25 protein-coding genes and 2 pseudogenes are annotated in these 22,940 nt (G+C 67.4%); 7 read left to right on the forward strand and 20 right to left on the reverse strand.

The window, feature by feature from the left end:
- Positions 1-5: 5 nt before the first annotated feature.
- Genes EH231_RS31320 through EH231_RS31330 form a run of 3 tightly spaced genes read right to left on the reverse strand, consistent with a single transcriptional unit; the run spans position 6 to position 1,956 of the window.
- Entirely contained in the window at positions 6-362 is a 357-nt protein-coding gene (locus EH231_RS31320; RefSeq protein ID WP_090434637.1) for a thiocyanate hydrolase, read from the reverse strand.
- Between the two features lie 10 nt (positions 363-372).
- Positions 373-1,098 (reverse strand): thiocyanate hydrolase subunit gamma, encoded by a 726-nt coding sequence (gene scnC / locus EH231_RS31325; protein ID WP_090434640.1) that lies wholly within the window; start codon positions 1,096-1,098, stop codon positions 373-375.
- A gap of 33 nt (positions 1,099-1,131) precedes the next feature.
- Complete coding sequence (locus EH231_RS31330) at positions 1,132-1,956, reverse strand: SH3-like domain-containing protein (protein ID WP_090434642.1); 825 nt, start codon at positions 1,954-1,956, stop codon at positions 1,132-1,134.
- A 266-nt stretch (positions 1,957-2,222) separates the two neighbouring features.
- Here EH231_RS31330 and EH231_RS31335 point away from each other — a divergent pair, with 266 nt between their 5' ends.
- Positions 2,223-2,861: an FKBP-type peptidyl-prolyl cis-trans isomerase gene (locus EH231_RS31335; RefSeq protein WP_164481095.1), complete on the forward strand. Its 639-nt coding sequence runs from the start codon at positions 2,223-2,225 to the stop codon at positions 2,859-2,861.
- Positions 2,862-2,909: 48 nt separating this feature from the next.
- Entirely contained in the window at positions 2,910-3,515 is a 606-nt protein-coding gene (locus tag EH231_RS31340) for a class I SAM-dependent methyltransferase (protein WP_124714005.1), read from the forward strand.
- Here the strand turns inward: EH231_RS31340 and EH231_RS31345 are convergent.
- Both EH231_RS31345 and EH231_RS34930 read right to left on the reverse strand, forming a co-directional pair.
- Positions 3,512-4,271 (reverse strand): annotated as a pseudogene (locus tag EH231_RS31345) (thioesterase family protein). The gene EH231_RS31340 and the pseudogene EH231_RS31345 overlap by 4 nt on opposite strands.
- Before the next feature lie 104 nt (positions 4,272-4,375).
- Positions 4,376-4,453: pseudogene (locus EH231_RS34930) on the reverse strand (putative immunity protein); the annotation flags it as partial.
- A gap of 82 nt (positions 4,454-4,535) precedes the next feature.
- Here EH231_RS34930 and EH231_RS31350 point away from each other — a divergent pair.
- Together EH231_RS31350 and EH231_RS31355 are read left to right on the forward strand one after the other, a co-directional pair.
- Positions 4,536-4,952 carry a hypothetical protein gene (locus EH231_RS31350; RefSeq protein WP_090434648.1) on the forward strand — a complete coding sequence of 139 codons (417 nt, stop codon included), beginning with the start codon at positions 4,536-4,538 and terminating at the stop codon, positions 4,950-4,952.
- A gap of 52 nt (positions 4,953-5,004) precedes the next feature.
- Entirely contained in the window at positions 5,005-6,366 is a 1,362-nt protein-coding gene (locus EH231_RS31355) for a TIGR01777 family oxidoreductase (protein ID WP_090434651.1), read from the forward strand.
- Here EH231_RS31355 and EH231_RS31360 read toward each other — a convergent pair.
- From EH231_RS31360 to EH231_RS31375, 4 genes are all read right to left on the reverse strand, one after another.
- Positions 6,356-6,913 (reverse strand): hypothetical protein, encoded by a 558-nt coding sequence (locus tag EH231_RS31360; RefSeq protein ID WP_090434654.1) that lies wholly within the window; start codon positions 6,911-6,913, stop codon positions 6,356-6,358. The genes EH231_RS31355 and EH231_RS31360 overlap by 11 nt on opposite strands.
- 278 nt (positions 6,914-7,191) lie before the next feature.
- Complete coding sequence (locus EH231_RS31365) at positions 7,192-7,914, reverse strand: ABC transporter permease (protein WP_234939927.1); 723 nt, start codon at positions 7,912-7,914, stop codon at positions 7,192-7,194.
- A gap of 35 nt (positions 7,915-7,949) precedes the next feature.
- On the reverse strand, positions 7,950-8,912 hold the full coding sequence (locus EH231_RS31370) for an aliphatic sulfonate ABC transporter substrate-binding protein (RefSeq protein ID WP_164481096.1): 963 nt from the start codon (positions 8,910-8,912) through the stop codon (positions 7,950-7,952).
- 1 nt (position 8,913) lies between these two features.
- Positions 8,914-9,726 (reverse strand): ABC transporter ATP-binding protein, encoded by an 813-nt coding sequence (locus EH231_RS31375; RefSeq protein ID WP_124714006.1) that lies wholly within the window; start codon positions 9,724-9,726, stop codon positions 8,914-8,916.
- A gap of 80 nt (positions 9,727-9,806) precedes the next feature.
- Here EH231_RS31375 and EH231_RS31380 point away from each other — a divergent pair, with 80 nt between their 5' ends.
- A complete protein-coding gene (locus EH231_RS31380; protein WP_090434838.1) occupies positions 9,807-11,024 on the forward strand; it encodes an NAD(P)/FAD-dependent oxidoreductase in 1,218 nt (405 codons plus the stop codon).
- A gap of 5 nt (positions 11,025-11,029) precedes the next feature.
- On the opposite strand, the gene EH231_RS34160 is transcribed toward EH231_RS31380, so the two are convergent.
- The 4 genes from EH231_RS34160 to EH231_RS31400 form a co-directional block, all read right to left on the reverse strand.
- Complete coding sequence (locus EH231_RS34160) at positions 11,030-11,509, reverse strand: peptidoglycan-binding domain-containing protein (protein ID WP_205263737.1); 480 nt, start codon at positions 11,507-11,509, stop codon at positions 11,030-11,032.
- A gap of 119 nt (positions 11,510-11,628) precedes the next feature.
- A complete protein-coding gene (locus EH231_RS31390; protein ID WP_124714437.1) occupies positions 11,629-12,990 on the reverse strand; it encodes an NAD(P)/FAD-dependent oxidoreductase in 1,362 nt (453 codons plus the stop codon).
- A gap of 25 nt (positions 12,991-13,015) precedes the next feature.
- Positions 13,016-14,185, reverse strand: coding sequence for an RNA polymerase sigma factor (locus EH231_RS31395; protein WP_164481098.1), 1,170 nt, complete (start codon positions 14,183-14,185; stop codon positions 13,016-13,018).
- Positions 14,186-14,593 (reverse strand): YciI family protein, encoded by a 408-nt coding sequence (locus EH231_RS31400; RefSeq protein WP_044518650.1) that lies wholly within the window; start codon positions 14,591-14,593, stop codon positions 14,186-14,188.
- A 233-nt stretch (positions 14,594-14,826) separates the two neighbouring features.
- Here EH231_RS31400 and EH231_RS31405 point away from each other — a divergent pair, with 233 nt between their 5' ends.
- Together EH231_RS31405 and EH231_RS31410 are read left to right on the forward strand one after the other, a co-directional pair.
- The gene (locus tag EH231_RS31405; RefSeq protein WP_044518651.1) at positions 14,827-15,063 is read left to right on the forward strand and encodes a hypothetical protein; all 237 of its coding nucleotides are present in this window, start codon (positions 14,827-14,829) and stop codon (positions 15,061-15,063) included.
- Between the two features lie 26 nt (positions 15,064-15,089).
- A complete protein-coding gene (locus EH231_RS31410) occupies positions 15,090-15,938 on the forward strand; it encodes an SMP-30/gluconolactonase/LRE family protein (protein ID WP_090434664.1) in 849 nt (282 codons plus the stop codon).
- Positions 15,939-15,946: 8 nt separating this feature from the next.
- On the opposite strand, the gene EH231_RS31415 is transcribed toward EH231_RS31410, so the two are convergent.
- From EH231_RS31415 to cynS, 7 genes are all read right to left on the reverse strand, one after another.
- On the reverse strand, positions 15,947-17,506 hold the full coding sequence (locus EH231_RS31415; RefSeq protein WP_090434668.1) for a threonine/serine exporter family protein: 1,560 nt from the start codon (positions 17,504-17,506) through the stop codon (positions 15,947-15,949).
- Positions 17,507-17,570: 64 nt separating this feature from the next.
- Complete coding sequence (locus tag EH231_RS31420; RefSeq protein ID WP_090434671.1) at positions 17,571-18,230, reverse strand: class I SAM-dependent methyltransferase; 660 nt, start codon at positions 18,228-18,230, stop codon at positions 17,571-17,573.
- A 187-nt stretch (positions 18,231-18,417) separates the two neighbouring features.
- A complete protein-coding gene (locus tag EH231_RS31425; protein ID WP_090434674.1) occupies positions 18,418-19,446 on the reverse strand; it encodes a DUF2278 family protein in 1,029 nt (342 codons plus the stop codon).
- 117 nt (positions 19,447-19,563) lie between these two features.
- Positions 19,564-20,481 carry an extracellular catalytic domain type 1 short-chain-length polyhydroxyalkanoate depolymerase gene (locus EH231_RS31430; protein ID WP_164481099.1) on the reverse strand — a complete coding sequence of 306 codons (918 nt, stop codon included), beginning with the start codon at positions 20,479-20,481 and terminating at the stop codon, positions 19,564-19,566.
- A gap of 214 nt (positions 20,482-20,695) precedes the next feature.
- Entirely contained in the window at positions 20,696-21,709 is a 1,014-nt protein-coding gene (locus EH231_RS31435; protein WP_090434677.1) for an alcohol dehydrogenase catalytic domain-containing protein, read from the reverse strand.
- A gap of 75 nt (positions 21,710-21,784) precedes the next feature.
- The gene (locus EH231_RS31440; RefSeq protein WP_090434681.1) at positions 21,785-22,441 is read right to left on the reverse strand and encodes a maleylpyruvate isomerase N-terminal domain-containing protein; all 657 of its coding nucleotides are present in this window, start codon (positions 22,439-22,441) and stop codon (positions 21,785-21,787) included.
- A gap of 22 nt (positions 22,442-22,463) precedes the next feature.
- Complete coding sequence (gene cynS / locus EH231_RS31445; protein ID WP_090434846.1) at positions 22,464-22,919, reverse strand: cyanase; 456 nt, start codon at positions 22,917-22,919, stop codon at positions 22,464-22,466.
- Positions 22,920-22,940 lie beyond the last annotated feature (21 nt).

Genomic DNA, 22,940 nt, shown 5'->3' on the forward strand with positions numbered 1-22,940 from the left:
GCCGGTCAGGTCCCCTCGAGTCGGGCCCGGACTGAGCGCATGCGTTCGGCCAGTGACTGCTCGTCGATGATGTTCCTGGCGACCAGCGAATGTGTCAGTGCGGCAAGCTGGTTCTCCGGGTACGGCAGTGTCACATACACCTCGTTGACCAGACGGTCCTCATCGTCTCGGCGCGTGAGCAACGGCAGAGTCACTCCCTCGTGATCGAGTGCGTCGCACATCCCGTCGAGACTCGACTTCCACGGCGGTACCAGGTTGGAGACGCCATACTTCTGCGCCATGCGGGGCCACACCTGTCCGCGCCCGACAAGCTCCTCCAGCGTCCGCACCCTGACTGTCGTCACGTCCTCTTCGTCTGTCATCGGGTGCCCCTCAGTATCCTTCGGCCGGCCGGACCGCCGCATGTACCGGACGCTGCGCATTCGTCGTCACGCCGGGCTTCGGCAAGGCGACACCGATCATGCAATCGCGGGTGACGATCTCGGCGAGCTGCTCCTCGGTCCAGCCCTCGGTTCCGGCGGGACGGACCGGCAGCACCATGAAACGGCGTTTGGAATTGGAGTCCTCGATACGGATCTCGACATCATCGGACAGGAAAAGACCGAATTCCCCGAGTACCTGACGCGGCCAGCGCACGATGCGGCGCCGATAGTTGGGCGTCCGGTACCACTCGGGTGAATTGCCGAGAAGCGGCCGCGGATAACACGAGCACAACGTGCAGACGATCACGTGATGCAGAGTCGGGGTGTTCTCGAGCACCTCCAGCGCCGTGAAGTCGCTGGGCGTCCCGAAGCCGGTCGGGTGCAGCCAATCGATTCCCACTTCCCGGCTGGCGGCGATGGGATCCCGGAGCGCCAGCTGCTTGAAATCCGGATCGACCCAGGCCTTCGCGACGAAGCGCGAACCCGGCGCCGGTCCGATCTGTTCGACGAATTCGGTGTAGTGCCGATGGTCTTCGGCGGTGAACAAGCCTTTCTCGATCGCCAATTCGCGCAGCGCGATCTCCAAGACCTCGAAATCGGTCACTTCCTCGACCATCGGTGCCGCATGCCGCTCGGGTGCGTCGTCATGCGTATGTGCGGCGTCGTCGTGCGTCATGTCGCATTCCTGTTCGTCTGTCGAATGAGCGGTCTAACCCAGCGGCTGCAACCACAATTCGGAGATCTCGGCCTGGAGGGTGTCGCCTACGGCGCCCGCATAGGGATCCCACACGTCGGTCATGTTGAAGCGCACGATGTAGAACCATTGAGGTTTCTGCTCTTCGCGGTCGAACGCCTCGTCCTCGGGCACCAGGCTTTCGTAGGACACCTCGACTATCGTCGCGGGCTTGCCGCGCAGATACTCCTGGGTTCGGGTGTAGAAGATCGTCGGAAGGTCCCGCACGCGCACCCGATCACCGACGGCGAACCGAGGGGCCCCGGCCTGTCCGTCGAACCGCTGCGGATCGCCCTTACCGAGCGCCTCGATGTGATGGCGGTTCCTGGAGACCGTTGTCGGATCACCGACGCTGCGTGGCGCTGCCGACAAAGCGTCCACGCCACCGGCGGCCACACGGGCGCGCACCTCGTCGACGCGCTCCAACAACTCGCGAAGCGTGATGTGGTCCTTCTCGACGAGGCACCGGGCGATGGCCCACACCCACCGGCCGTAATAGGGGAAGCCGTGGTAAATCGTGCGCCCCACGTCGACGTTCCCCAGCCGCCGCCGTTCTTCGGACGTCCAAATGCCACGCCAGCCGAGAACCTCACATGTCACGAAGGTATTGAGTTCCCACGCCTCTTCTTCCTTTTCCTCGAAGATCGCCGGGGCGTCGGGATCACCGCCGACGTCGTGCGGATTCTTCATGAAGGCGGAGAACAGCGTGTGGTCTATCTGATCGGGATAGGGCCAGTCCTGGAGCCGATGTAGGGCTGGGCGCAACTGGCTGACAAAGTCACCCATGGAATTGTTGGCCATAATCCGTGTCCTCGAGTGTGGATAAACGGTCTGCCTGCGGCGACGCTATCACGGGCAAACAATCGCCTGGTGCCTATCGATGAATCTCTCCGCCCAGCCCTTCACCGAATATTTGAAGTTTCACAATTCCGGCGGAATTCACCGATCCGGACGACAAGCGGACCCGCAATTGACGAAAGCCGAGTTCGAACCCGCGACAGAGCGTGCGGCCGCGATTGCCCGGCTATCGACGGGCACCACCTCGAGCCGCTGTAGCGTGACGAGGCATGAACTCCTTTCGCGTGCCTTCCTCTGTTGCGCTCGTGGCCTGCGCCGCGTCGTTGACCATGGCGCTCGCCGCGTGCGGCTCCGACACGGACACCTCCTCGGCCACGTCCTCGCCGAGCACGCCGTCGGTCGCCGAGGTGCTCACGCCATCGATCGCCGAGACCGCAACCGAGGCCAGCACGTGCCCGACCGCAGCTCCCCAGAACGCGGGCGCCCCCGAATGGACGCTGCCCGGGGCGACCGGCAGCGTTGCGGTCACCGGCTCCACCGACACCGCGGCGCCGGTGGTCAAGGTCGACGGACCGTTCAGCGTGGCCCAGACCCAGGTGCAGACCCTCAAGGCCGGCGATGGGCCCGTCGTGTCACCGTCGGCGAACGTCACGGTCTGCTACATGGGCGTCAACGGACGCGACGGATCGGTGTTCGACAGCAGCTACGAACGTGGCGAACCCGTCGACTTCCCGCTCAACGGCGTGGTGCCGGGCTTCCAGAAAGCCATTTCAGGACAGAAGGTCGGGTCCACGGTGGCAGTGGCGATGACCTCTGCCGACGGTTACCCCCAGGGGCAGCCCGCTGCCGGTATCCAGCCGGGTGATTCGTTGGTCTTCGCGATCAAGATCCTCGACGCCCAGGGCTGAGTCCCACCGCCCGGCCAGGGCCCGTCATCCGCTTGCGACAATGCTCACATGGTCGAGCGGAGCATCTGGATGCAAAAGGTCGCGGCCGATCCTGGGCATTCGAATTGGTACATCGAACGCTTTCGTGCCATGGCGCGTGCCGGTGAGGACCTCGCCGGTGAGGCTCGTCTGGTGGACGCGATGGCGTCGCGCAACGCCCACATCCTGGATGCCGGCTGCGGTCCCGGCCGGGTGGGCGGATATCTGGCCGGGGCCGGGCACCAGGTGGTCGGCGTCGACGTCGATCCGGCATTGATCGAGGCGGCCAAGAAGGACCACCCCGGTCCGCGGTGGCTGGTCGGCGACCTTGCCGAACTCGACCTGCCGGCACGGGGCATCGCCGACGCGTTCGACATCATCGTGTCGGCCGGCAACGTGATGACGTTCCTCGCCCCGAGCACCAGGGTCCAGGTCCTGACCCGGTTGCGCGCCCACCTCGCCGAGGACGGCCGTGCAGTGATCGGATTCGGAGCCGGCCGCGAATACGAGTTCGGTCAGTTCCTCGACGACGCGGCAACGGCCGGTTTCACCCCGGATCTGTTGTTGTCCACATGGGATGTGCGGCCCTTCACCGAAGACTCGGATTTTCTCGTCGCCATCCTGCGCCCCGCCTAGCTCGAGCCGTTCGGGCTGAAGTTGAAATTCGCGACGGCGGTGGATAATCCGGTGCCGATGGGGCCCGACGTGTCGTACAGGGTCGCGCTGCCGGTCGCCACACCGTCGGCGCTGGTGTGGGTCACCGCCGCCATCCCGATGTAGGGACCGACCGGGAGCCGGCTGAGTGCCAGCGTGTAGTCCGCATTGATGAAAGCCAAACCGGCCGAACTGAAATTGGTCATCGAACTCGTGACGTCGACGGCCAGCGCCGCCCGGACGAATGGCGAGAGTTCTTCACCGGCAACCAGATCGCGCACTTCGCGCAGCCATGCGTAACGCGGACCGCACTGCTGCCACGGAAAACCCGCACCGTTCCATTCTGGATCCGGCCCATAGGGCCGGATGAACATGGGCACGGTGTCGTCGAAATCCGCGGGCTCCTCAGGTAGCGGCGGCAGGTCGATCGAGGTGGTCCAGAACTCACCGTCGGGTTGGGTGCCGCGCCTCAGATACAGAGCCGAGGCGCGGGCCACCAGCTCGCCGTCCTGGGTCATCACCCACCGAGGCGGAGACGCGAACCGGTGCGCTGGCGACCCGGCGCAGTATCTCCACGGTGAACCGCGCCGGTTGCAGACCGTCGTCGGTGACGAGTACTTCGACGGCACGCGCCAGCAGGCCACCGACCACCTGACCGCCCAGGGTGGGGCCCCAGCCCCCGTGCGCGATCTCGTTGGGTACGAACCCGCCGTCACCGCTCACAAAGTAGGGCGTCATCGCAGTGCGCTCCACAGATACACCTCTCATCCGGCACTTGGGGCCAGTACGGACTCTATTACAGAGATATCTACAGTTGCTGCGACGATATTCGGCGTGCCCGATCAGGAATCGAAGACCGACCAACAGATGTCATTGCGCAGCCGTTGGTCGTCGAGAGCCAATTCTCGAATGACGTCCGGTCGCAAACAGCCGTGGTGACGGCTATTGCCACCAATGCCCCATCGTTCTACTATCGCTTGTAGTAGTTCGATTGGGGGTCCCATGACGACACCGACAACCGTTCAGACACAACGCTTTCTGCGTCTGACCGCATGGACGTTCCTGGCCGGCTGGGGATTGCACGTGCTCGACCACCTGCTCCGGGGGATGTCGGCGTCACCGATGTTCGTCATGGTCGGCGGCATGATCCAGGGTGTTGTCGTCATCATCGCGATCACGATGGCCGTGCGCGGCCATCCCAGAGCACCTGAAGTCGCGATTTTCACCGGTGTCGGCAGCGCGGTGCTGTTCACCTATGCACATCTGCTGCCGAATTTCTGGCCGGATTTCCAGGACAGCTACCTCAGCGGTCCCCGCATCAACGTCACCTGGTTCTCCTGGGTGACGGCCCTTTCCGAGATCGGTACCGGACTGTTGTTCGCCTACGCCGGCCTGCGGGCGAGGCGGGCCTCGGCGTAGCTGCGGCGGCCGAGCCGCCCCCCGACGCGCATCCTGCGGGTAACGTCGGCCGATGGGATTGGTGTACTCCAGCATCATCGACGCCCCGCAGGAAGAGGTCTTCGCCTGGCACGGCCGACCGGGTGCGTTCGCCAGGTTGTCACCGCCGTGGCAGGCGATGCAGCTCAAATCCGAGGCCGCCTCGCTGCGCGACGGCCGCGCCGAACTCGCGCTGCCCGGCGGCCTGCGGTGGGTGGCGCAGCACCAGGCCGACGCATATGACCCGCCACGACGCTTCGTCGACCAGATCGCCCGCGGTGGGCCGGCCTCGCTGCCCGCGGCACTGGCGGTGCGCTGGAAGCACATTCACGATTTCGAAGCCGTCGACTCCGCCCACACCCGGATGACCGACCGCGTCGAGACGCCGGTCCCCGGCCATTTCCTGCGTCCCATGTTCGCCTACCGGCATCGCCAACTCGCCGACGACCTCGCGGCCCACCAAGAGGCACGCGTACACGGAATGGCGCCGCTGACGGTCGCGGTCACTGGCGCGTCCGGGCTGGTCGGGTCGGCATTGACCGCGTTTCTGAGCACCGGTGGCCACCGGGTCATCCGGCTGGTCCGCCACGCGGCAGCCAAACCTGATGAGCGGCAATGGAACCCTGCGGATCCCCACCCGGAACTGTTGACCGGGGTCGATGTCGTCATCCACCTGGCCGGGGCAACGATCGCCGGCCGGTTCACCGATGGGCACCGCCGCGCGATTCGCGACAGCCGCATCGAGCCGACCCGCCGGCTCGCCGAATTGGTCGCCGACACCGATCGCGGGCCCCAGGTGGTCGTCAGCGCGTCAGCAGTCGGCTTCTACGGGTACGACCGAGCCGACGAGGTTCTCACCGAGACCAGTGAGCGCGGCGGTGGATTCCTCGCCGATGTCGTGGCCGACTGGGAGGACGCGCTGGCCCCGGCGGAACAATCCGGGGCGCGCGTGGTGCGGATCCGTACCGGCATCGTGCAATCTCCGAGTGGCGGCACGCTTCGACTGTTGCGTCCGCTGTTCGCCGCTGGGCTCGGCGGCCGCATCGGCGACGGACAACAGTGGTTGCCCTGGATCGGCATCGACGACCTGGTCGACATCTACTACCGCGCGTTGTGGGACGAGCGACTGTCCGGCCCGGTCAACGCCGTGGCCCCGGAGCCGGTGCGCAACGCTGAATACACCGACACTCTCGGCCGCGTCCTGCACCGCCCGACCGTTCTACCGGTGCCCGCACTGGGGCCACGGGTACTGCTCGGCGATCAAGGTGCCCGCGAACTGGCCTGCGCCAGCCAGCGGGCCGTTCCTGCGGTTCTTACCGCCGCTGATCACCACTTCCGCCATCCGCGCCTGGATCAGGCACTGCGCCACGTGTTGGGACGCGCGATTACGGCGTAGGAGCTGCCGGCGGCGCCGGAGGGCGCTGACCCGGTGAGTTGTACTCGTATCCGGGCGGCGGCGGGCCGTTCAGCGAATAGTAGCCAGGTGGCAGCGCCGGGCCGACCGGACCGCTACCGGGCGCCGGCGCCGTGACCGGTGTCTCAGAACCCGGGGCATTGATCGATACGTAGCCGGGCGGCAGCGGCGGAGGCGGACCAGCGCCTGGAGGCGGCGCGACACCCTCAGGTGCTCCCCCGGCGGCCTGGAACCCGCCCGGGTCGTGGGCTTGATGCCAGAGATCCCTGAGCGTGCCGACCGGACCGGATCCGTACTGGCCGGAGCCGTACACGGGGTTGGCGATCTCGGGTACCTGCGGCGGACCGACCGGTGCGGGCGGCGGCGGGGCGGCTAGCGCCGGATCCGATGGTGCCGGTGCCGGGTCGGGCACGATGGGGTCCGCTGCCGCCTGACCGGCGGTGGCGAGCACGGCACCGACGACGGTCAAGCCTGCGATCGCGAGCTTCGCTCCTCTGACGGAGAGCGTGGCGCGGTGCGCTTCGGTCATCTGTCCGGCGGTCCTCTCTGTTACGCCCGCTGAAACGCCTGCTCGGGAGGCAGCGTGAGTACCGGGCGGTCCGTGCATCGTCGCACATCTCACCGGTGGCGCGCTGGGCTCGCGCGGTGAACGGGCCCCGGAGCAACCCCGTGCACACCAGCTGTGTCGAGGCGCTCGACGCCGCCATCGCCACGACGTCCACGCTCAACAAGCTGCTGGTGGTCTCCACCAACCCGACGCTGTTCATCGTCGCCGCCGTCGCAACCATCGTGTTGGTGCGCCGTAGGTCATACTCGCCGGCGAACGAGGCGGTGCTCGAGGGCACCGAAGGCGGTATCGCTGAGCTTGCCGAGGGCGGCCAACAACACGATCGCCAACATCATGATGTCGGTGCGTCCGGTGTTCTGACTGTCGATGAGCAAGAACCCCAGACCTTTCGATGATGCGATCAACTCGGCGGCCACCAGGAACAACCAGGCGTTGGCCAGCCCGAGCCGCAGACCGTTGACCAGGGTGGGGGCGGCCGCCGGCAGCAAGACTGTTGCCAGAAGTGAAGTACCTTCCCTGCCGTAGGCACGTCCCACCTCGACCAGGTGCGGATCTACGTGGGACAGCGCTGAGGCGGTCGTGGTGTAGACCGGGAAGAACGCACCGATCGCGATCAGCAGGATCTTCGGCTCCTCACCGATCCCTAGCCACAGCAGCAGCAACGGAACCCAGGCCAGCGACGGCACCGTTCGCAACGCGGCGACCGATGGTCCGAGCAGCCGCCGTACGGGCGTCGACAACCCGACCGCGGAGCCCAGACCGATGCCGATGAGTGCCCCGCAGAGGTAGCCGACCAACACCCGCGACAGGCTGGTCTGCAGGTGCGACCAGAGTTCACCGCGGCGCACGAGTTCCCCCAGTGCACCGACGACGTCACCCGGCGGGGGCAACTGGCTGCTGGAGAACACACCGTTGACCGCAACCACCTGCCAGAGCGCCAGAACCGCCAGTGGGACGATCAATCCCCACAGCGCCGAGGGGACGCGGCGTAACGCGGTCAGTGCGCCGACTGCTCCGCGAACTTCGGCTCGATCAGGCTGTCCAGCGCGTTGCGCCCCGCCTCCGGCGAGCGGATGTCGTTGTCGCCCACCGCGATGGGCAGGATGGTGCTCAGCACCGCGATCTGACTCTGGCCCGGGGTCGGGTTGACCTTCAGGTCCGTGCGCTCCAATTCCTCGTGCGCGACGCTCGGGGAGATCTTCGCCTCCTCGGCCAGCAACTGGCTCAGTTCGTTCGGGTGCGCCACGGCCCACCTGCGCGCCTCCTCATAGGCGTTGACCACGGCTTGCACCGTGTCCGGTCGCTCCGCGATGACGTCCTCGCGGGCGTTTAGCACTCCGTAGCTGTTGAAATCCGGGTTGCGATAGAGCAGCCGGGAACCCTGCTCCTGCACGGTCTGTGCGATAAACGGGTCGAGTCCGGACCAGGCGTCGACGTCGCCGCGCTCAAGGGCGGTCTTGCCGTCGGCGTGCTGCAGATTGACGATCTCGACGTCGTCGCGCGAAAGACCGTTCACGGCAAGGGATTGCAGCAGGAAGTAGTAGGGATCGGTGCCTTTGGTGACAGCTATCTTCTTTCCCTTGAGCTCGGCCACGCTGTGGATCGGCGAGTTCTTGCCCACCACCAGTGCAGTCCACTCGGGCTTGCTGTAGACGTCGACCACCTTGATCGGGCTGCCATTGGCCCGCGCGACCAGCGCTGCCGCACCCGCGGTCGATCCGAAGTCGAGGGCGTTGGACCGCAGCCCCTCGTTGGCCTTGTTGCTGCCCGCAGATAGGACCCAGGTGACGTCGAAATCCTGGTTCTCCAACAACTTCTGGTCCCGCACCACCAGGCTCAGCGGGTTGTAGTAGGCGTAGTCGATCCTGACCTCCTTCGACGACGACGAGTCGCCCTCGGAACCGCAGGCCGGGCGGCAAGGGTCACGCCGAGGATCAGGGCCGCCACCGGGCCGCGCCATTTCATACCGAGATCTCCTTCAGGGGTGGGGTCGGTGCGCTTCCGGCGCGGCGCCGGGGCATCCCGAGTTCGTCCAGCAGCGTCTCGCGCAGTGCGGTGAGCGCCGGATCGGAGCGATCCCGAGGTTTGGAAACCGTCACCTCGTGAATCGCACCGATGGTGGCCGCCCCGGACGTCTCGGCGCGGAGCACGATCACCCGATCGGCGAGGATCAGTGCTTCATCGATGTCGTGGGTCACCAACAGCGTGGTGGTCCCCGCGTCCTGCTGCACTTCGTCGAGCAGATCCTGCATCCGTAGGCGGGTCAGGGCATCCAACGCGGCCAATGGCTCATCGAGCAGCAGCACTCCGGGGCGCCGGGCCAATGCGCGCGCCAGCGCCGCTCGTTGCGCCATGCCACCGGAAACCTGTCTCGGCCGGTGGTTCTCGAATCCGCCGAGGCCGACTACCTCGAGCAACTGCCGCACGATCGCCAGCCCATCGGCGCGCGGGGTGTGCGGTGGCAGGCCGAACGCGACGTTGCCGGCCAGCGTTCGCCATGGCAGCAGGCGGGGCTCCTGAAAGACCACGGCGCAGCGCGGGTCGATTCCATTCACAGCCGTGTCATCGATGTCGATGTGCCCGGCACTCTGCTCGTCGAGGCCCGCGATCAGCCGCAGCAGCGTCGATTTTCCGCTGCCCGATGCACCGAGGAACGCGATGACCTCACCGGGCGCGATGTCCAGGTCAATATCGCGCAGCACCGAGTGGGCACCGAAGTTGCGACCGACGCCGCGCAGCGAAACGCCCGCAGGCGCCGGGGTGCTCGACGTCACCGTTGAAAACTAGGGTCGGCATTGCGGGTTCTCGAGCGTTTTACCGGCCGTGATTTTTTGTGGCGTGGCACGCTGAAACCGTGAGTCACGTGCTGATCGTCGGATCGGGTTTCGCCGGCTTGTGGGCCGCGCTCGGTGCCGCCAGACGCGTCGACGAACTCGGAACCGTGGCCGACGGCGTGAAGATCACGGTGGTCAGCGAGCGTCCCTTTCACGACATCCGCGTCCGTAACTACGAGACCGATCTCACCGACTGCCGAATCCCGTTGGGGAAGCTACTGGATCCCGTCGGTGTCGACCACATCGCCGCCGAAGTCACCGCGGTCGATGTCGAGGCCCGGAATGTGACGGCAAAGCGCGACGGGCAAACGCTGATCATCGACTACGACCGGCTGGTACTGGCCGCCGGCAGCCGAGTCGCGCGACCGCATGTTCCCGGACTGGCCGAGTTCGGTTTCGATGTCGACACGTTCGACGGCGCCGGCCGCCTCGCCGCCCATCTCGATACGCTGGCCGTCAATCCCCATACTTGGGGCGCGGATACGGTCGTTGTGGTCGGTGCGGGACTCACCGGCATCGAGACGGCCTGCGAACTGCCCACGAGGCTCGCCGCGATCTTCGAGAACTCCCGGGCGCCGAAGGTGCTGCTCGTCGACCACAACCCGCACGTCGGCTCGGACATGGGCGCCTCGGCGCGCCCGGTGATCGAAATTGCGTTGTCCGACAACGGAGTTGAGGTGATGACCGGTGTCAGCGTGACCGCCGTCGATATCGGTGCGGTGACGTTGTCGTCTGGTGAAACGGTGTCCACGGCAACCGTGGTGTGGTGCGCGGGAATGCGAGCCAACCCACTGACGGCGCAGCTGCCGGTGACGCCGGATCGGTTCGGCCGCGTGCCGGTCGACGACTACCTGCGCGTCGAGCATGCGCCTGGCGTATTCGCCGCCGGCGACGTGGCCGCCGCGCGGGTGGACGATGGCCACCTGTCGGTGATGTCGTGCCAGCACGGCAGGCCGATGGGCCGCTACGCCGGGTACAACGTGATCGGCGACCTCCTCGGCCGGCCCATGCGCGCGTTGCGAATCCCCTGGTATGTCACCGTTCTCGATCTGGGCCCGGCCGGCGCGGTCTACACCGAGGGCTGGGATCGCGACGTCGTGGCGACCGGCGCGGTGGCCAAGGCCACCAAGAAGACCATCAACACCGAACGGATCTACCCGCCGCTCACCGGCGACCGGCAGGCCCTGCTGGCGGCGGCCGCCCCCGACCTCCAGGACAGGCCGGCCCGCGGCGGATAGCGCCGTCAGTGGAACGAGAACTGGACGACCGCGTTGTTGCCGCCGCGGCAGGTCACCCAGTCACCCTCTCGGACACACGCCATGGTGTAGGTCTGATGCGTCACCGGACTGAACACGTTGATCTGCACTGAATCCCCGGGAACCCTGAAGTACTCCTGGCGGACATTCTGGGCGAACGGACACGAGGTGCTCTGGCTGGCCCAGATGCCGCCGTTGCATTCCTTCATCTCCTCGCCCACCGGGCCGGCGCCCTGGGTGGTGAGTTCGTCGAGCTTGGCCAGCGTCTCGGCCCCCGCGACGCCGTTGACGAACAGCCCGGCCCGCTTCTGGAATTCCCGGATCACAGCTTCGGTCTGCGCGCCGAACTCGCCGTCGACCTGCAGGTGTGAATAGGCCGGGTAGTCCAGGTTCAGCAGCGCCTGCAGCGTGGCAACATGCTGGCCCTGGCTGCCGTTCTTCAATGTGACTGTCGGATATGGAGGCATGACAGCGCTCCTCTCATCTCGGTGGCTTCGAGCCAACTTCGGATGATCGGAACGTAGCCGCGCACGGCGGCCGTGGGCACGCGTAGCCGACTACTCGAAACGCGGTGTGGCGCCGCGCGCTACGGGCCGCGCCGGCTGTCGTTGCCGTCCGGTGGCACTTCGGGCGGCGGAGTGAGTGCGTCCCAGGTGGTCCACGTGTAGCGCTGCTCGGGAAGACCGGTCGCTCCGAGCATGAATGCCCGGTGTGCGCGGCGGGCCCGCGCGATGGTGGCCAGCCAGGTGCTCACGGTGCTGACCCGGTTGCGGATGCCGGTCAGAAACGCGATGTGCAGGAAACCCCATGCCAGCCATCCGAGAACACCTGAGACCTTGACCGGGCCGATTTGCAGAAGTGCCTGTCCCCGGGCGATATACGCCGCTGAGCCGAGGTCCCGGTAGCGGAACGGCCGTCGGGGCTTGCCTGCGAGTTCCCGGCGGATACACGAGGCGACATGCAGCCCACCCTGCATCGCGTTCTCGGCCACCCCGGGCAGGTTCTCGCGGCCGGCCAGGTCTCCGATCACGAAAATCTCGGGATGTCCGGCGACCGAAAGATCGGGCCCGACAGCGATTCTCCCGCTGCGGTCGGATTCCGCACCCAGCACCGTGGCGATGTGCCGGGCAAAGGGGACGGCCTCCACTCCGGCTGTCCACAGCACGGTTCGTGCCACGTACTGCTCGTCGGGACCGCCGGCCTTCGGACTGACGGTCACCCCATCCCGTCCGACATCGGTCACGTGGACACCCATGTGCAGCTCGACGCCCAGCCGCTGTAACGACCGTGTCGCCTTCTCCCCCAGTTCCGGGCAGAAGGCCTTCAAGACCCGCTCTCCACCGTCGAACAACAGCACCCGGGCTTCTTCGGGCTCGATGCTGTGAAACTCGTGGGCCAGGGTGCGAGTTGCCATCTCGCGGATCTGCCCGGCCAGCTCGACCCCGGTGGGGCCGCCACCGGCGACGGCGAACGTGAGCCAACCGTCACGCTCGGGCCCCGGCGGCAACGTCTCCGCGATCTCGAAGGCGGTGAACACCCGCTGCCGGATGTTGGCCGCATCGTCGAGCGTCTTCATCCCCGGGGCCCACTGCGCGAAGTGCTCGTTGCCGAAGTAGGACTGCTGCATCCCAGCGGCAACCACCAGCACGTCGTAGTCGATGGTGAACGTCGTCTCGTCCGGCCGGCGCGCGGTGACCTGACGTAGCTGCGGGTCGATGTCGACCGCCTCGCCGAGCAGCGTGGTGACGTTGCGGTGTCGCTCGAACTCTTCACGAAGCGGGCGGCTGATCTGGCCGAAGCTCAACGTCCCGGTGGCGCACTGGTAGAGCAGGGGCTGGAACACATGTCCCGCGGCCCGGTCCAGCAGAGTCACATCGACGTCGGTTCCGCCCAATCGGCGCGCACAGAACAGACCGCCGAATCCCCCACCGATGATCAACACCCTCATCCGACTGTTGCCCACAACTAGGAGGTTAACCGTCCTCCCTGGCAACCCGACCGTGCAAGACAGATGCGCGCAGAGTGAGATGGTTGCGCTCGGCCAGCGATTGCGCCTCGGCCGCCGCCTTCACGTAGAGCCGTGCGGCCGCCGAGATGTCGCCCGCACGCTCGTGCAGGTAAGCCGACGCGGCGGTGTGACGCGGCAGTGCCGGGTCGAGTTCGGCGAGCGCTGCCAAACCTGCCTGCGGCCCATCGGCCTCACCGACCGCGACGGCGCGGTTGAGTCGCACGATCGGGCTGTCGGTGAGCGCGACGAGTTCGTCGTACCACTCGACGATCTGCACCCAGTCGGTCTCCTCGGCCGACTGGGCGTCGGCGTGCAGCGCCGCCACCGCCGCCTGTGCCTGGTATTCGCCGAGCCGGTCACGAGCCAGCGCGGCTTGCAGTACGTACACGCCCTCGGCGATGAGATCGCGCCGCCACAGCGTGCGGTCCTGCTCCGCCAGGGGAATCAGGGTCCCGTCGGCACGGGTACGCGCCCGACGCCTGGCATGGTGCAGCAGGAACAGCGCGAGCAGGCCACCGACTTCCGGATCGTCGGTGGTCCTGGCCAATTGGCGGGCCAGCCTGATCGCCTCGGCGGCCAGGTCGACATCGCCGCTGTAGCCCTCGTTGAACACCAGGTACAGCACGCGCAGCACAGTGCCCAAGTCCCCGGGACGGTCCAGCCGCACCTCCGCCACAGTGCGTTTGGCGCGGCTGATCCGTTGCGCCATCGTCGATTCCGGCACCAGATAGGCCTGCGCGATCTGGCGCGTGGTCAGGCCGCCGACCGCGCGCAGCGTCAGCGCGACCGCGGACGACGAGGTCAGACTCGGGTGCGCGCACAGGAAGTAGAGCTGCAATGTGTCGTCGGCTGCCGGCGCGGGTCCGGCGGCCGGTTCGGTCGAGACCCGGACCTCACGGCTGCGCCGCGCCACGTCGGAGCGGGTGACGTCGAGGAAACGCCGCCACGCCGTGGTGATCAGCCAGCCCTTCGGGTCGTCGGGTTGGCGGCTCGGCCAGGTTTCCCAGGCCCGGACCAAAGCTTCCTGCACGGCGTCCTCTGCGGTCACGAAGTCGGCCCCGCGGTGGACGAGGGCAGCCAGGACACCGGGAATCAGATCCCGAAGCTGCTGCTCGTCCACCGCACCGGGGGCCATCTACTCGGTGACGGTCGGCGCGGCCGTCAAGAACGGGCGCACCTCGAGCCACTCGTGGATCGGCTTGCCGCCCGCGCCGGGTGCCGCCGACAGTTCTCCGGCCAACGCGACGGCGCGCTCGTAGGAGTCGACGTCGACAATCATCCAGCCCGCGATCAGATCCTTGGTCTCGGCGAACGGGCCGTCGGTCACGGGTGGCCTGCCCTCGCCGTCGTAGCGGACCCAGGCGCCCTCCGGGGCGAGGGCCTGGCTGTTGACGTACTCACCGGTGTCCTTCAGCCGGTCCGCGAAGTCGTTCATGTACTGGATGTGGGCCTGGATCTCGTCTGGTGTCCACTGGTCCATCGGGATGTCGTTGACGGACGCGGGCGCGCCTCGGTAGTGCTTGAGAAACAGGTACTTGGCCATGTGGTTCTCCCTTCAGGTTCGCGACCCTAGTTGGTCGCTCACATCTGGGACGGAGCCATCGCGGCGTTCTCGACATCGAAGACCGAAATATTTCTGTTCTCGGTGTCAGGCCATGTCGCGCTGGTTCAGGATGACGTATGACCCCGTCGCCGACCTCAAGTGCACACTCAATCACTTCGTTTGGCTAAGCTTCGGGTATCCAAGTTCAGAGTCAAGCACCGAGGTGGACATTCATGTTCGGAAGCAAGGCAACCCTGGCCACCATCGCGGCCACCGGCCTGATCGGGGCCGCCCTCGGCCTCGGCACCGCCATCGCGGGCGCGGAACCGGATCCGAGCCTCCCGCCGCCGCCGAACGCGCCGAAGAAGCCGGCTGAGACGTGGCAGGGCAAGCCGATGGTCTGGTGGAACCTGCCTGCCGGCGGCCACTGGGGCGTCTGGGTCAACGGCGACTTCCTCCCGTTCACCTGATTGGTTGAACCGGACCTGAGGGCCCGTTGACATCCGTTGAGGCCCTCGCCGCAGTCCCGTTCGTCGACGGGATCGTCTACGGCGAGGGGCCTCGCTGGCACGGTGACCGCTTGTGGTTCACCGACGGCCTGGCCGGCCGGGTGTACTCGGCCGGCGCGGCCGGTGACCTCGCAGTCGAGGTCGAACTCGCCCGCGCGTCCGGACTCGGGTGGCTACCCGACGGAACCCTCGTGGTGTCGACGCTGTTCGCAGCGCAGCTGCACCACGCCGACGCACGCGGAAACGTGACCGCCACCTACGACGTCAGCGATATCGCGTGGTCCACCAACGATCTGCTGGTCGCGCCGGACGGCCGCACGTACGTCGACCTCTACATCGCCGACGGCGGCGGCCTGACCGGCGGGATCGGCCTGGTCGCCCCCGACGGCACGGTGCGGGTCGTCGCGGCCGGGTTGTCGATGCCCAACGGCCTGGCGTTCCTGCCCGATGAATCGACCCTGGTGGTCAGCGAGACACACGGCTCGCGGCTGCTGGCGTTCACCGCCGGCTCCGACGGCGGCCTCAGTTCGCCGACCGTGTTCGCCGACCTCGGTCCTGACCGGCACCCCGACGGGTTGTGCGTCGACACCGCGGGAGGGGTCTGGGTCGGTTGCTATGACACCGGCGAGTTCCTGCGTGTGATCGCCGGCGGCGAGATCACCCACCGCATCGAGATCGACCGCGGATGGGCGGTTGCGCCGGCGCTGGGCGGCCACGACGGGCGAACGCTGTATCTCGTGGTCGACGACACCACGCACGAAGGGCTTCTGGCCGGCTCCTCGACGGGCCGGATCCTGCAGGCGCGGGTCGACATTCCCGGCGTGGGATCACCCTGATCCCTTGATCAACTGCCGGGCTCGCCGCTCTCGTCGTCCTCTGGATCTTCGGCCGGAGCCGCTTCCAGCGGGACGCTTTCCGCGCGTGGCGGGTTGACGGCCGAGGTGTTGTCGGCCGGTTGCAGCCGGACCACCTGCCCCACTGCCCGGCGCAGTCCCGGCGGTCCTTCTTTGCGGAAGAACTCACCGATGCGTCCCGCGCGGTACCGCAGTGGTGAGCCGAGCAGCTCACCCATCACCACGCCGCTGCCGAGTGCCAACGCCGTCGCTGCCGCGGTCAGCAGGTGCGCGAGCCCCTCACCGAAGTTCTCGTCCACGGCGAAGGCGAACACCGCCCAGAACACCGCCAGGCCGGGCAGCATCGGCATGATGCCTGCGGTCGCTGTCACCAGCGCCGGAGACTGCCGGCGAATGGAGATCAACGTGGCCAGGAAACCGACACCGACCGCCGCGATCCCGGTGGCCGCCCACTGGCCGAACCCGGCTGTCCCCAGCCCGATCAATGTCAGCTCGGCCAGCCCGGCCGCCAGCCCGGCAGTGGGCAACGAACGCAACGGCGCGTAGCTGGCCATGGTCAGGCAGATCCCGGCCAGCGCGGCACCCAGCACCGCCAGGACTATCGGCAGAGGTCCTCTCGGGGTGATGAATGTGCCTGCCGTGTTGACATGCAGCTCGATCTGAACCCCGAGCAACGTGGCGGCCTGCAGTGCGCCGGTGATGCCCACGACGATTCCCGCGGTGAGAAAGACCGCGTCGCCGAGCCGCGCGACCGCGGTGACCATGTAACCGGTCAGCGCGTCCTGGACGGCACCGACCAGGGTCATGCCGGACAACAACAGCACGATCCCGGTAGCGACCAGCGCACTGAGACCCTGACCGGTGTAGCGGTAGGCGGCCAGGGCGATCAATGTCGCGATCGCCGCCCCGACCGCATGCTGGAAGAAGAACGGCGTCCCGATTCGGTTGAGCAGCCGGCCGACCCGGTCGATCAGCGCGGCGGTGAGGCTGGCCAGCAGACAGGTCAGCCAGTTGCCGCCAAGCAGCATCGCGATGCCCAGCGCGAAACCCGCCCACCCGGCGGTCGCGAGCCAGCGCGGGAACGGATGCGGGCTCTCGGTCAGCTCGTCCATGGCCTCGTGCGCCTCGTCCACGGTGATACCGCCGGAGGTGATGCGCCGGACCAATCGATCGAGCTGGGCGAGCCGGGTGTAATCCGTCGACCTGGTCCGCACCGCCCGCATGATCGTGACCGGCGGGCTGTCCGCGGTGGGTAGCGCCGACACGATGATCGTCGCGACGGTGATGTCGACGACGCAGTCGGTGAGCCGGTAGGCCTGTGCGACGTCCTGCGTGGTGGCCACGACATCGGCGGTACCCGAGCCCGACGACAGCATGACCTCGGCGAGCCGGATGGTCAGGTCGAGCACCTTGCGGGTGTGTACGTCACCCATCCCCGCCGACGCGCGACTGCGTCGCCCGGCGACCGGTGCCGGGTCGCGGCGCCCTCGCAGGGCCATGCGCAGCCCGCCGCGCAAGCGGTCCCTGCCGTTCAGACCTTCCTCAGCCATCGTTGAAAAGCGTACTGATGAACGGTCGGGTGCTGGTGGAACCGCGCCCCGGCAGGCGGTGTCGTCAGCGAGCGCGGTCGGCGGCCCGGATCACATCCGAGCCGACAAAGGTGAAGATCTGCTCCCCCGGTACCAACGGTTCCGGGTGTGCGGTGAAGCGATGAGCTCCGACGCCGTAACTCACATCCGGTGGCGACACCCAGACCAAGTCGAACCCGCGGTCGTCAAACCAGTTGAGTATCAAGGGAACCCGGTCGGGGACGGTGCGCCCGCGGGTCCACAGCACAGTTCCGCCGGTCTTGGTCAGCTGCGGGAGGAAGCCGATGGCCCGCTCGATGTCCTCATCGGTGATGTTGCCGAAGATTCCGCAGGCCACCACGATGTCGGCGGGCACCAGGTCCGCGTAGTGGTCGATGAGCGAGGCGTCACCGGTCACCACCTCGACACCGGTCAACCGGTGCCTGTTCACCGTTTCGGCGGCGACCGCGGCGTTGCGCGGATCCAACTCGACCAGGCGCGCCCGGACGTCGTCGCGCCGCGGATGCTCGGCCAGTACCTCGAGCAGGTCCCGGCCTTGGCCGGCGCACAGGCTGACGATCCGCAGCGGACCGGCCGGCGCATCGTCCAGCGCTTGTTTGATCAGGGTCTGCACGGCGCGAAGCCGGTGCGCCAGCGCCGAATCGGGTCGGTCGTAGTCTTCATGCCAGCTGTGCCAGTCCACCACGCAAGAAACCCTATGGGCCGAGCACCGTGGGCCGTGGCCGAGCGGGCCGGTCCGGGCCTACCGCACTTGACCGTGCGCGATCCCGGACACTGCGTGAATTCATTTGGCACAGAGCGCTGTTCGATCCTTCCCGCCGCGCCGATCGGGACGCGGCGGGGGTTAATCGCTGCGTGATGAATATTGGCCACTACCGCTGGAATCGCACATAGCGCTCCACGACGCCCGCCTCGGTCTGCGAATACGTGACGCTGTCCACCTGGGTGCCGTGATCGTCGACCAGCAGCAGGTTCCCGCCCGAATTGCCCAGCTGCGCACCTGATCCGTCGAGCACGATGACCGCCGACGCACCGCCGGCCAGGTCGGCGTCCAGCTTGCTCTCCCTGCCGTTGCGGTCGACCAGCCGCCAGCCGTGCAATGACAGCGGCGTGGTCGCGTAATTGCCGACCACCACGGCTTCGCGTCCGGGATCCGGGCCGGCCGGATTGATCAGCGCCCGCTCCAGATATGCCAGGCCGGGCGTCGCCTGGCCAACGGGTCCGGGCCCGATCAACCGGGACAGCGGTTGCGCACCGGGCGCCGCGTCGCCCTGCGCGTCGGTCGGCACCCGCTGGGTCTGGAACGCCAGCAGAATACCGACGACCCGATCGGGGAAGGCCAGCAGAAGTCCGCCGTCGTGGAACGCGCCGTTGTCGCCGCTGTGGGCACCGACGTTGCCCTGGTTCATGTGGATGTCGTGGACGCCGTGCAGACCGTCGGTGTTACCGAAGTCGGCATCGATCGGTTTGTGCAGGTTGCGGTCGAACTTCGCCCCGAAGGCGTAGAGCTCGCCGCCCGCGGCCTGACATTGGGTCAGGTACAGGCTCAGAAGATCCTGCAGGTCATCGGCGTTCGCATTGCCGCTGGGCGGAAGCGCCCGGCCGAGCGTGAAATCGAACATCGGTGCCTTGACGTAGTCCAACGATGCCGCCGAAGTGCCCTGGGTGAAGGAAAAGCCCGACGCCACGGCGGCCAGTCCGTTGACGATGGGGTGCCCGACCAGCGGATCCACCACCCAGAAGACGACCTCGCTGCCGTCGTTGGACTCGACGTTGACCGCAACCCGCCACGGTTGTCCGGAGTCGTCGACCGCGCGGATCTGCAGGTGGGGACTGGATTGCCCGTCCTCTCGCACGAACCGGTCCGGTCGTGCGCGCAGGACGCCGTAACTGATCGCCATGATCGACTCCTCCGTTCCGATGCGGACACAAGGGCTTTCACGTGTCCGCACTCGCAGAACGTATCGGCCCGGCGCGACCCGGACACGCGTAGCCGACTACGCGATTCGGCGGCGGGCCTATCTGCCGTGTGAGGCGAAGAACTGCGCGGAAGCATCCGAGGCGTCGAAGGCCCGGCTGGCCGCTCCGACGGACTGCACGGGAAGGATCTCGGGTACGCCCGGCCAGGTGTGCCCGCCGCCGTCGACCCGCATGAACACCACCGAAGTTCCCGCGGCACACCCGTCGGAGGCGATGCGGTGGGTTTCGGTACCGTCCCCGGTGCTGGGCAGCGCCTCGTCAGACGGAGCCGGGCAGCCGTTGATCTGGCGCCACCGGTCCACCATCGCCGGCCCGGACACCACGGTGCTCCCTCCGCCACGCCCCGTCATCGGTCCCCCGTCGAACGGCACGACGGGGTCGGCCGTCCCATATGTGGCGAGCACCGAAACAGGCCTCGACGGATTGCAGCCCACATTCGTCCCGAGCGTGCCGGCGACCGGGGCGATCGCGGCGAACAGGTCGGCGCGATCACACGCCAGCCGGTTGGCCATGAACCCGCCCGCCGACAGGCCCGTGGCATACACGCGTCCTCTCGGGATGCCGTTCTCGGCCACCAGACGATCGACGAGGGTCGCGATGAACCCGACATCGTCGACCCCTTGACGGTCCGGCACCGAGGCGCCGCGGCCGTCAGCCCAGCTGTAATCGATGCCGTCGGGGTGCACCACGGCGAACCCATAGGCGTCTGCCACCGCGTCGTAATGGGTGAGCGCCGCCTGGTCGGCTCCGGTCGCACCGGCGGCATGCAGGTTGACGACCAGCCCGGAGGGCGGGCCTCCGGCAGGTAGATGGAGCCGATACGTACGCATCGTGCCGCCGTAGTCGATCTGCGCCGACGGTACGGGTACCGCCGACGCCGGCGCGGCCGTGAACCACGAGAGCACGACAAGTGCGGCGGATACCAGCGCTCTGAGACGTCCCGGCGTGAAAAGCACTGGCGCAGAGTAGGTATCACGGGCGAACTTTCGGGCAACGCCACGTGACCTACCGGAGAAGATCCCCCCGGCACCCGTCGTGATCCACTTCCATGTCATCCCCGGCCCCCACCGATTCGTCGTCCAGCAAACGAAGCCCCGACGCTACCCGTTCACTGTGACGAGTGGGGCGAGATAACCCGATTCGACGACGACCGGCCAGGACGTCGACCGATCAGATCGTCAAGACCATGCGGTAACGGGCCTGCCCGTGCTCCATCGCGGCATAGGCCTCTGCCGCTTCGTCGAGCGGGCGCTCTTCGATCAGGGCCCGGACCCCCGACAGCACCGCGAAATGCATCGTTTCCTCGACGTCGCGAGCGGTCCCCGAGGGATGCCCGGAGATGCTCAGCGCAGGCTGGATCAGTTGCACGGGGCTGATCGGCAACGGGTCCGCCGTCACGCCGATCGCCACCAGTTCGCCACGTGGCGCGAGCCCGCCCACGGTGTCGGCCATCGCCTGCGAGTTGCCCACCGTGGCCAGCACCACCGCCGCTCCGCCCAGGTCGCGCAGCGCGGCGCTGACGTCCCCGGCGGTCGAGTCGATGTAGTGCCTGGCCCCCAGCGATCGTGCGTCCGCCTCCTTGCCGCGGCCACGGGCGATCGCGACCGTCTCGAAGCCCATGGCGTGGGCGAACTGCAGACCGAGGTGTCCCAGGCCGCCGACACCGAGCACCGCGACCAGGTCACCCGGAAGTGCGCGGGTGTGGCGCAGCGCGTTGTACGTGGTCACCCCCGCACACCCCATCGGGGCGGCCTCGGCGAAGGAGAGTTCGTCGGGGATCCGGGCGAGCGCGTTGGCCGGCACCGTCACCGATTCCGCATAGCCGCCCGGGTAGTGCAGGCTCGGAATCTGCCCCTTCTCACAATGAATGAACAGACCCTTACGGCACTGGATGCAGACCCCGCAGTGACCGCCGAACCAGCCGATCGCGACGCGGTCTCCAACCGCGAAATCGGTGACGCCCGCGCCGACTTCGGCAATGGTGCCCGCGATCTCGTGGCCGGGAGTCACCGGCCAGGCCATGCCCGGGAACCCGCCGTTGACGATGGCCTGATCGGTGCCGCAGACCCCGCATGCCGCCACAGCTACCCGGACCTGCCCTCGATCCGGTGAGAGCGTTTGGGCGTCAACAAGTTCCAGGGCACCGCCTGAAGACTGGACGTGAACAGCTCGATGTGTAGACATGGAGATCCTTACCCTCGCCGTGGGTGTACCAGGCCATCATCGACCGTTGACAGCCCACTTGGCCAGGGGCGGGTCTCAGCCGAGGATGAACGGGAGCTGCGCGGCCGTCTCGCCGAGACCGGCCTTCTCCGTATCGGTCGGTGCCCGCCGGCCCGTCCCCACCAGCAGAACGTCGCTGTCCGAGAATCCTGCCGGGAAATGGATACCCGCGATATCGCAGAGCATCACTCGTGATCGGGCCAGCCCCGCGACGGGCGGTCCGGCCACGGCCGGCAGATGCGCGACGAGATCGAGGTGGTGCAACGTCCATTCGAGTACGTAGGCGTCGAGGTAGTCGCCGACGGTGAGGACCTGTTCCTTCGTGCTCACCAGCAGGCCCGGGTCGGCGAGAGCGGCCGCCCGTCCGGCAGCCGAACCCACGTCGTCCAGATGGAACGTGAGCAGGTCCGGATCCTCGTATGCGGCGGCCAACCGGACGGTCAACGCATCCAGCGGATCCTCACCGGTCGGAGGCGTGTCCGTCACCTCCCAATAGGTCAGCACGTTGCGGGTGGCTTGGGCATCGGCCGGGGTGGCCAGCGTGATCAACACATCCTGGGCATCAATGATGAGGTGGCACACCAGGTCTCGAACCAACCAGCCGGCACAGCCGGAGGGCTGCTCGAAGTCCTCCGGCTGCAGGTCGGCCACCGCCGCACGTAACGCCGACCACGAGTCCGAGAACTGGCTCACGTCTGCAAGCTAGCAGCGCGCACTACTCTTCCGCGGCAGTCCAGTCGTAAGGCAGGAACTTGCCGTCGAACGTCACCACCACCCGGTCACCGGCAGGGTGCGATTTGCGCTGCACGTCGATGCTGAAGTTGATGGCGCTCATGATGCCGTCACCGAACTGTTCGTGGATGAGTTCCTTGAGCGCGCCGCCGTAGACCTGGAGCGCCTCGTAGAAACGGTAGATGGTGGGATCGGTGGGCACAGCCGTCGGCAGTCCACCGCGCATCGGCACGGCCGCCAGCACCGGAATCGCCGACTCGTCCAATCCGAGCAGTTCCACGATGATCTTGCCGGACTCGACCGGGACCGGATGCTGCCCCAGCAGCGCAGACACCGTCCACACCACGGGCTTGTCGATGGCATCGGCCAACTGCTGCCAGGTCAGGCCCTTCGTCAGGCGGGCTTCCACGATCGCGGCGGTGATCTCGTCTCTGCTCATACCCAGCAGCATGCCTGCGGC

It is taken from the genome of Mycolicibacterium nivoides, assembly GCF_003855255.1.
GTDB classification, from domain to species: domain Bacteria; phylum Actinomycetota; class Actinomycetes; order Mycobacteriales; family Mycobacteriaceae; genus Mycobacterium; species Mycobacterium nivoides.

What these genes read in the sequence shown, in the direction of transcription:
- EH231_RS31320 (WP_090434637.1), bottom strand. Translation starts at nt 362, where the DNA reads ATGACAGACGAAGAGGACGTGACGACAGTCAGGGTGCGGACGCTGGAG.
- scnC (WP_090434640.1), bottom strand. Translation starts at nt 1,098, where the DNA reads ATGACGCACGACGACGCCGCACATACGCATGACGACGCACCCGAGCGG.
- EH231_RS31330 (WP_090434642.1), bottom strand. Translation starts at nt 1,956, where the DNA reads ATGGCCAACAATTCCATGGGTGACTTTGTCAGCCAGTTGCGCCCAGCC.
- EH231_RS31335 (WP_164481095.1), top strand. Translation starts at nt 2,223, where the DNA reads ATGAACTCCTTTCGCGTGCCTTCCTCTGTTGCGCTCGTGGCCTGCGCC.
- EH231_RS31340 (WP_124714005.1), top strand. Translation starts at nt 2,910, where the DNA reads ATGGTCGAGCGGAGCATCTGGATGCAAAAGGTCGCGGCCGATCCTGGG.
- EH231_RS31350 (WP_090434648.1), top strand. Translation starts at nt 4,536, where the DNA reads ATGACGACACCGACAACCGTTCAGACACAACGCTTTCTGCGTCTGACC.
- EH231_RS31355 (WP_090434651.1), top strand. Translation starts at nt 5,005, where the DNA reads ATGGGATTGGTGTACTCCAGCATCATCGACGCCCCGCAGGAAGAGGTC.
- EH231_RS31360 (WP_090434654.1), bottom strand. Translation starts at nt 6,913, where the DNA reads ATGACCGAAGCGCACCGCGCCACGCTCTCCGTCAGAGGAGCGAAGCTC.
- EH231_RS31370 (WP_164481096.1), bottom strand. Translation starts at nt 8,912, where the DNA reads ATGGCGCGGCCCGGTGGCGGCCCTGATCCTCGGCGTGACCCTTGCCGC.
- EH231_RS34160 (WP_205263737.1), bottom strand. Translation starts at nt 11,509, where the DNA reads ATGCCTCCATATCCGACAGTCACATTGAAGAACGGCAGCCAGGGCCAG.
- EH231_RS31390 (WP_124714437.1), bottom strand. Translation starts at nt 12,990, where the DNA reads ATGAGGGTGTTGATCATCGGTGGGGGATTCGGCGGTCTGTTCTGTGCG.
- EH231_RS31395 (WP_164481098.1), bottom strand. Translation starts at nt 14,185, where the DNA reads ATGGCCCCCGGTGCGGTGGACGAGCAGCAGCTTCGGGATCTGATTCCC.
- EH231_RS31400 (WP_044518650.1), bottom strand. Translation starts at nt 14,593, where the DNA reads ATGGCCAAGTACCTGTTTCTCAAGCACTACCGAGGCGCGCCCGCGTCC.
- EH231_RS31405 (WP_044518651.1), top strand. Translation starts at nt 14,827, where the DNA reads ATGTTCGGAAGCAAGGCAACCCTGGCCACCATCGCGGCCACCGGCCTG.
- EH231_RS31415 (WP_090434668.1), bottom strand. Translation starts at nt 17,506, where the DNA reads ATGGCTGAGGAAGGTCTGAACGGCAGGGACCGCTTGCGCGGCGGGCTG.
- EH231_RS31425 (WP_090434674.1), bottom strand. Translation starts at nt 19,446, where the DNA reads ATGGCGATCAGTTACGGCGTCCTGCGCGCACGACCGGACCGGTTCGTG.
- EH231_RS31435 (WP_090434677.1), bottom strand. Translation starts at nt 21,709, where the DNA reads ATGTCTACACATCGAGCTGTTCACGTCCAGTCTTCAGGCGGTGCCCTG.
- cynS (WP_090434846.1), bottom strand. Translation starts at nt 22,919, where the DNA reads ATGAGCAGAGACGAGATCACCGCCGCGATCGTGGAAGCCCGCCTGACG.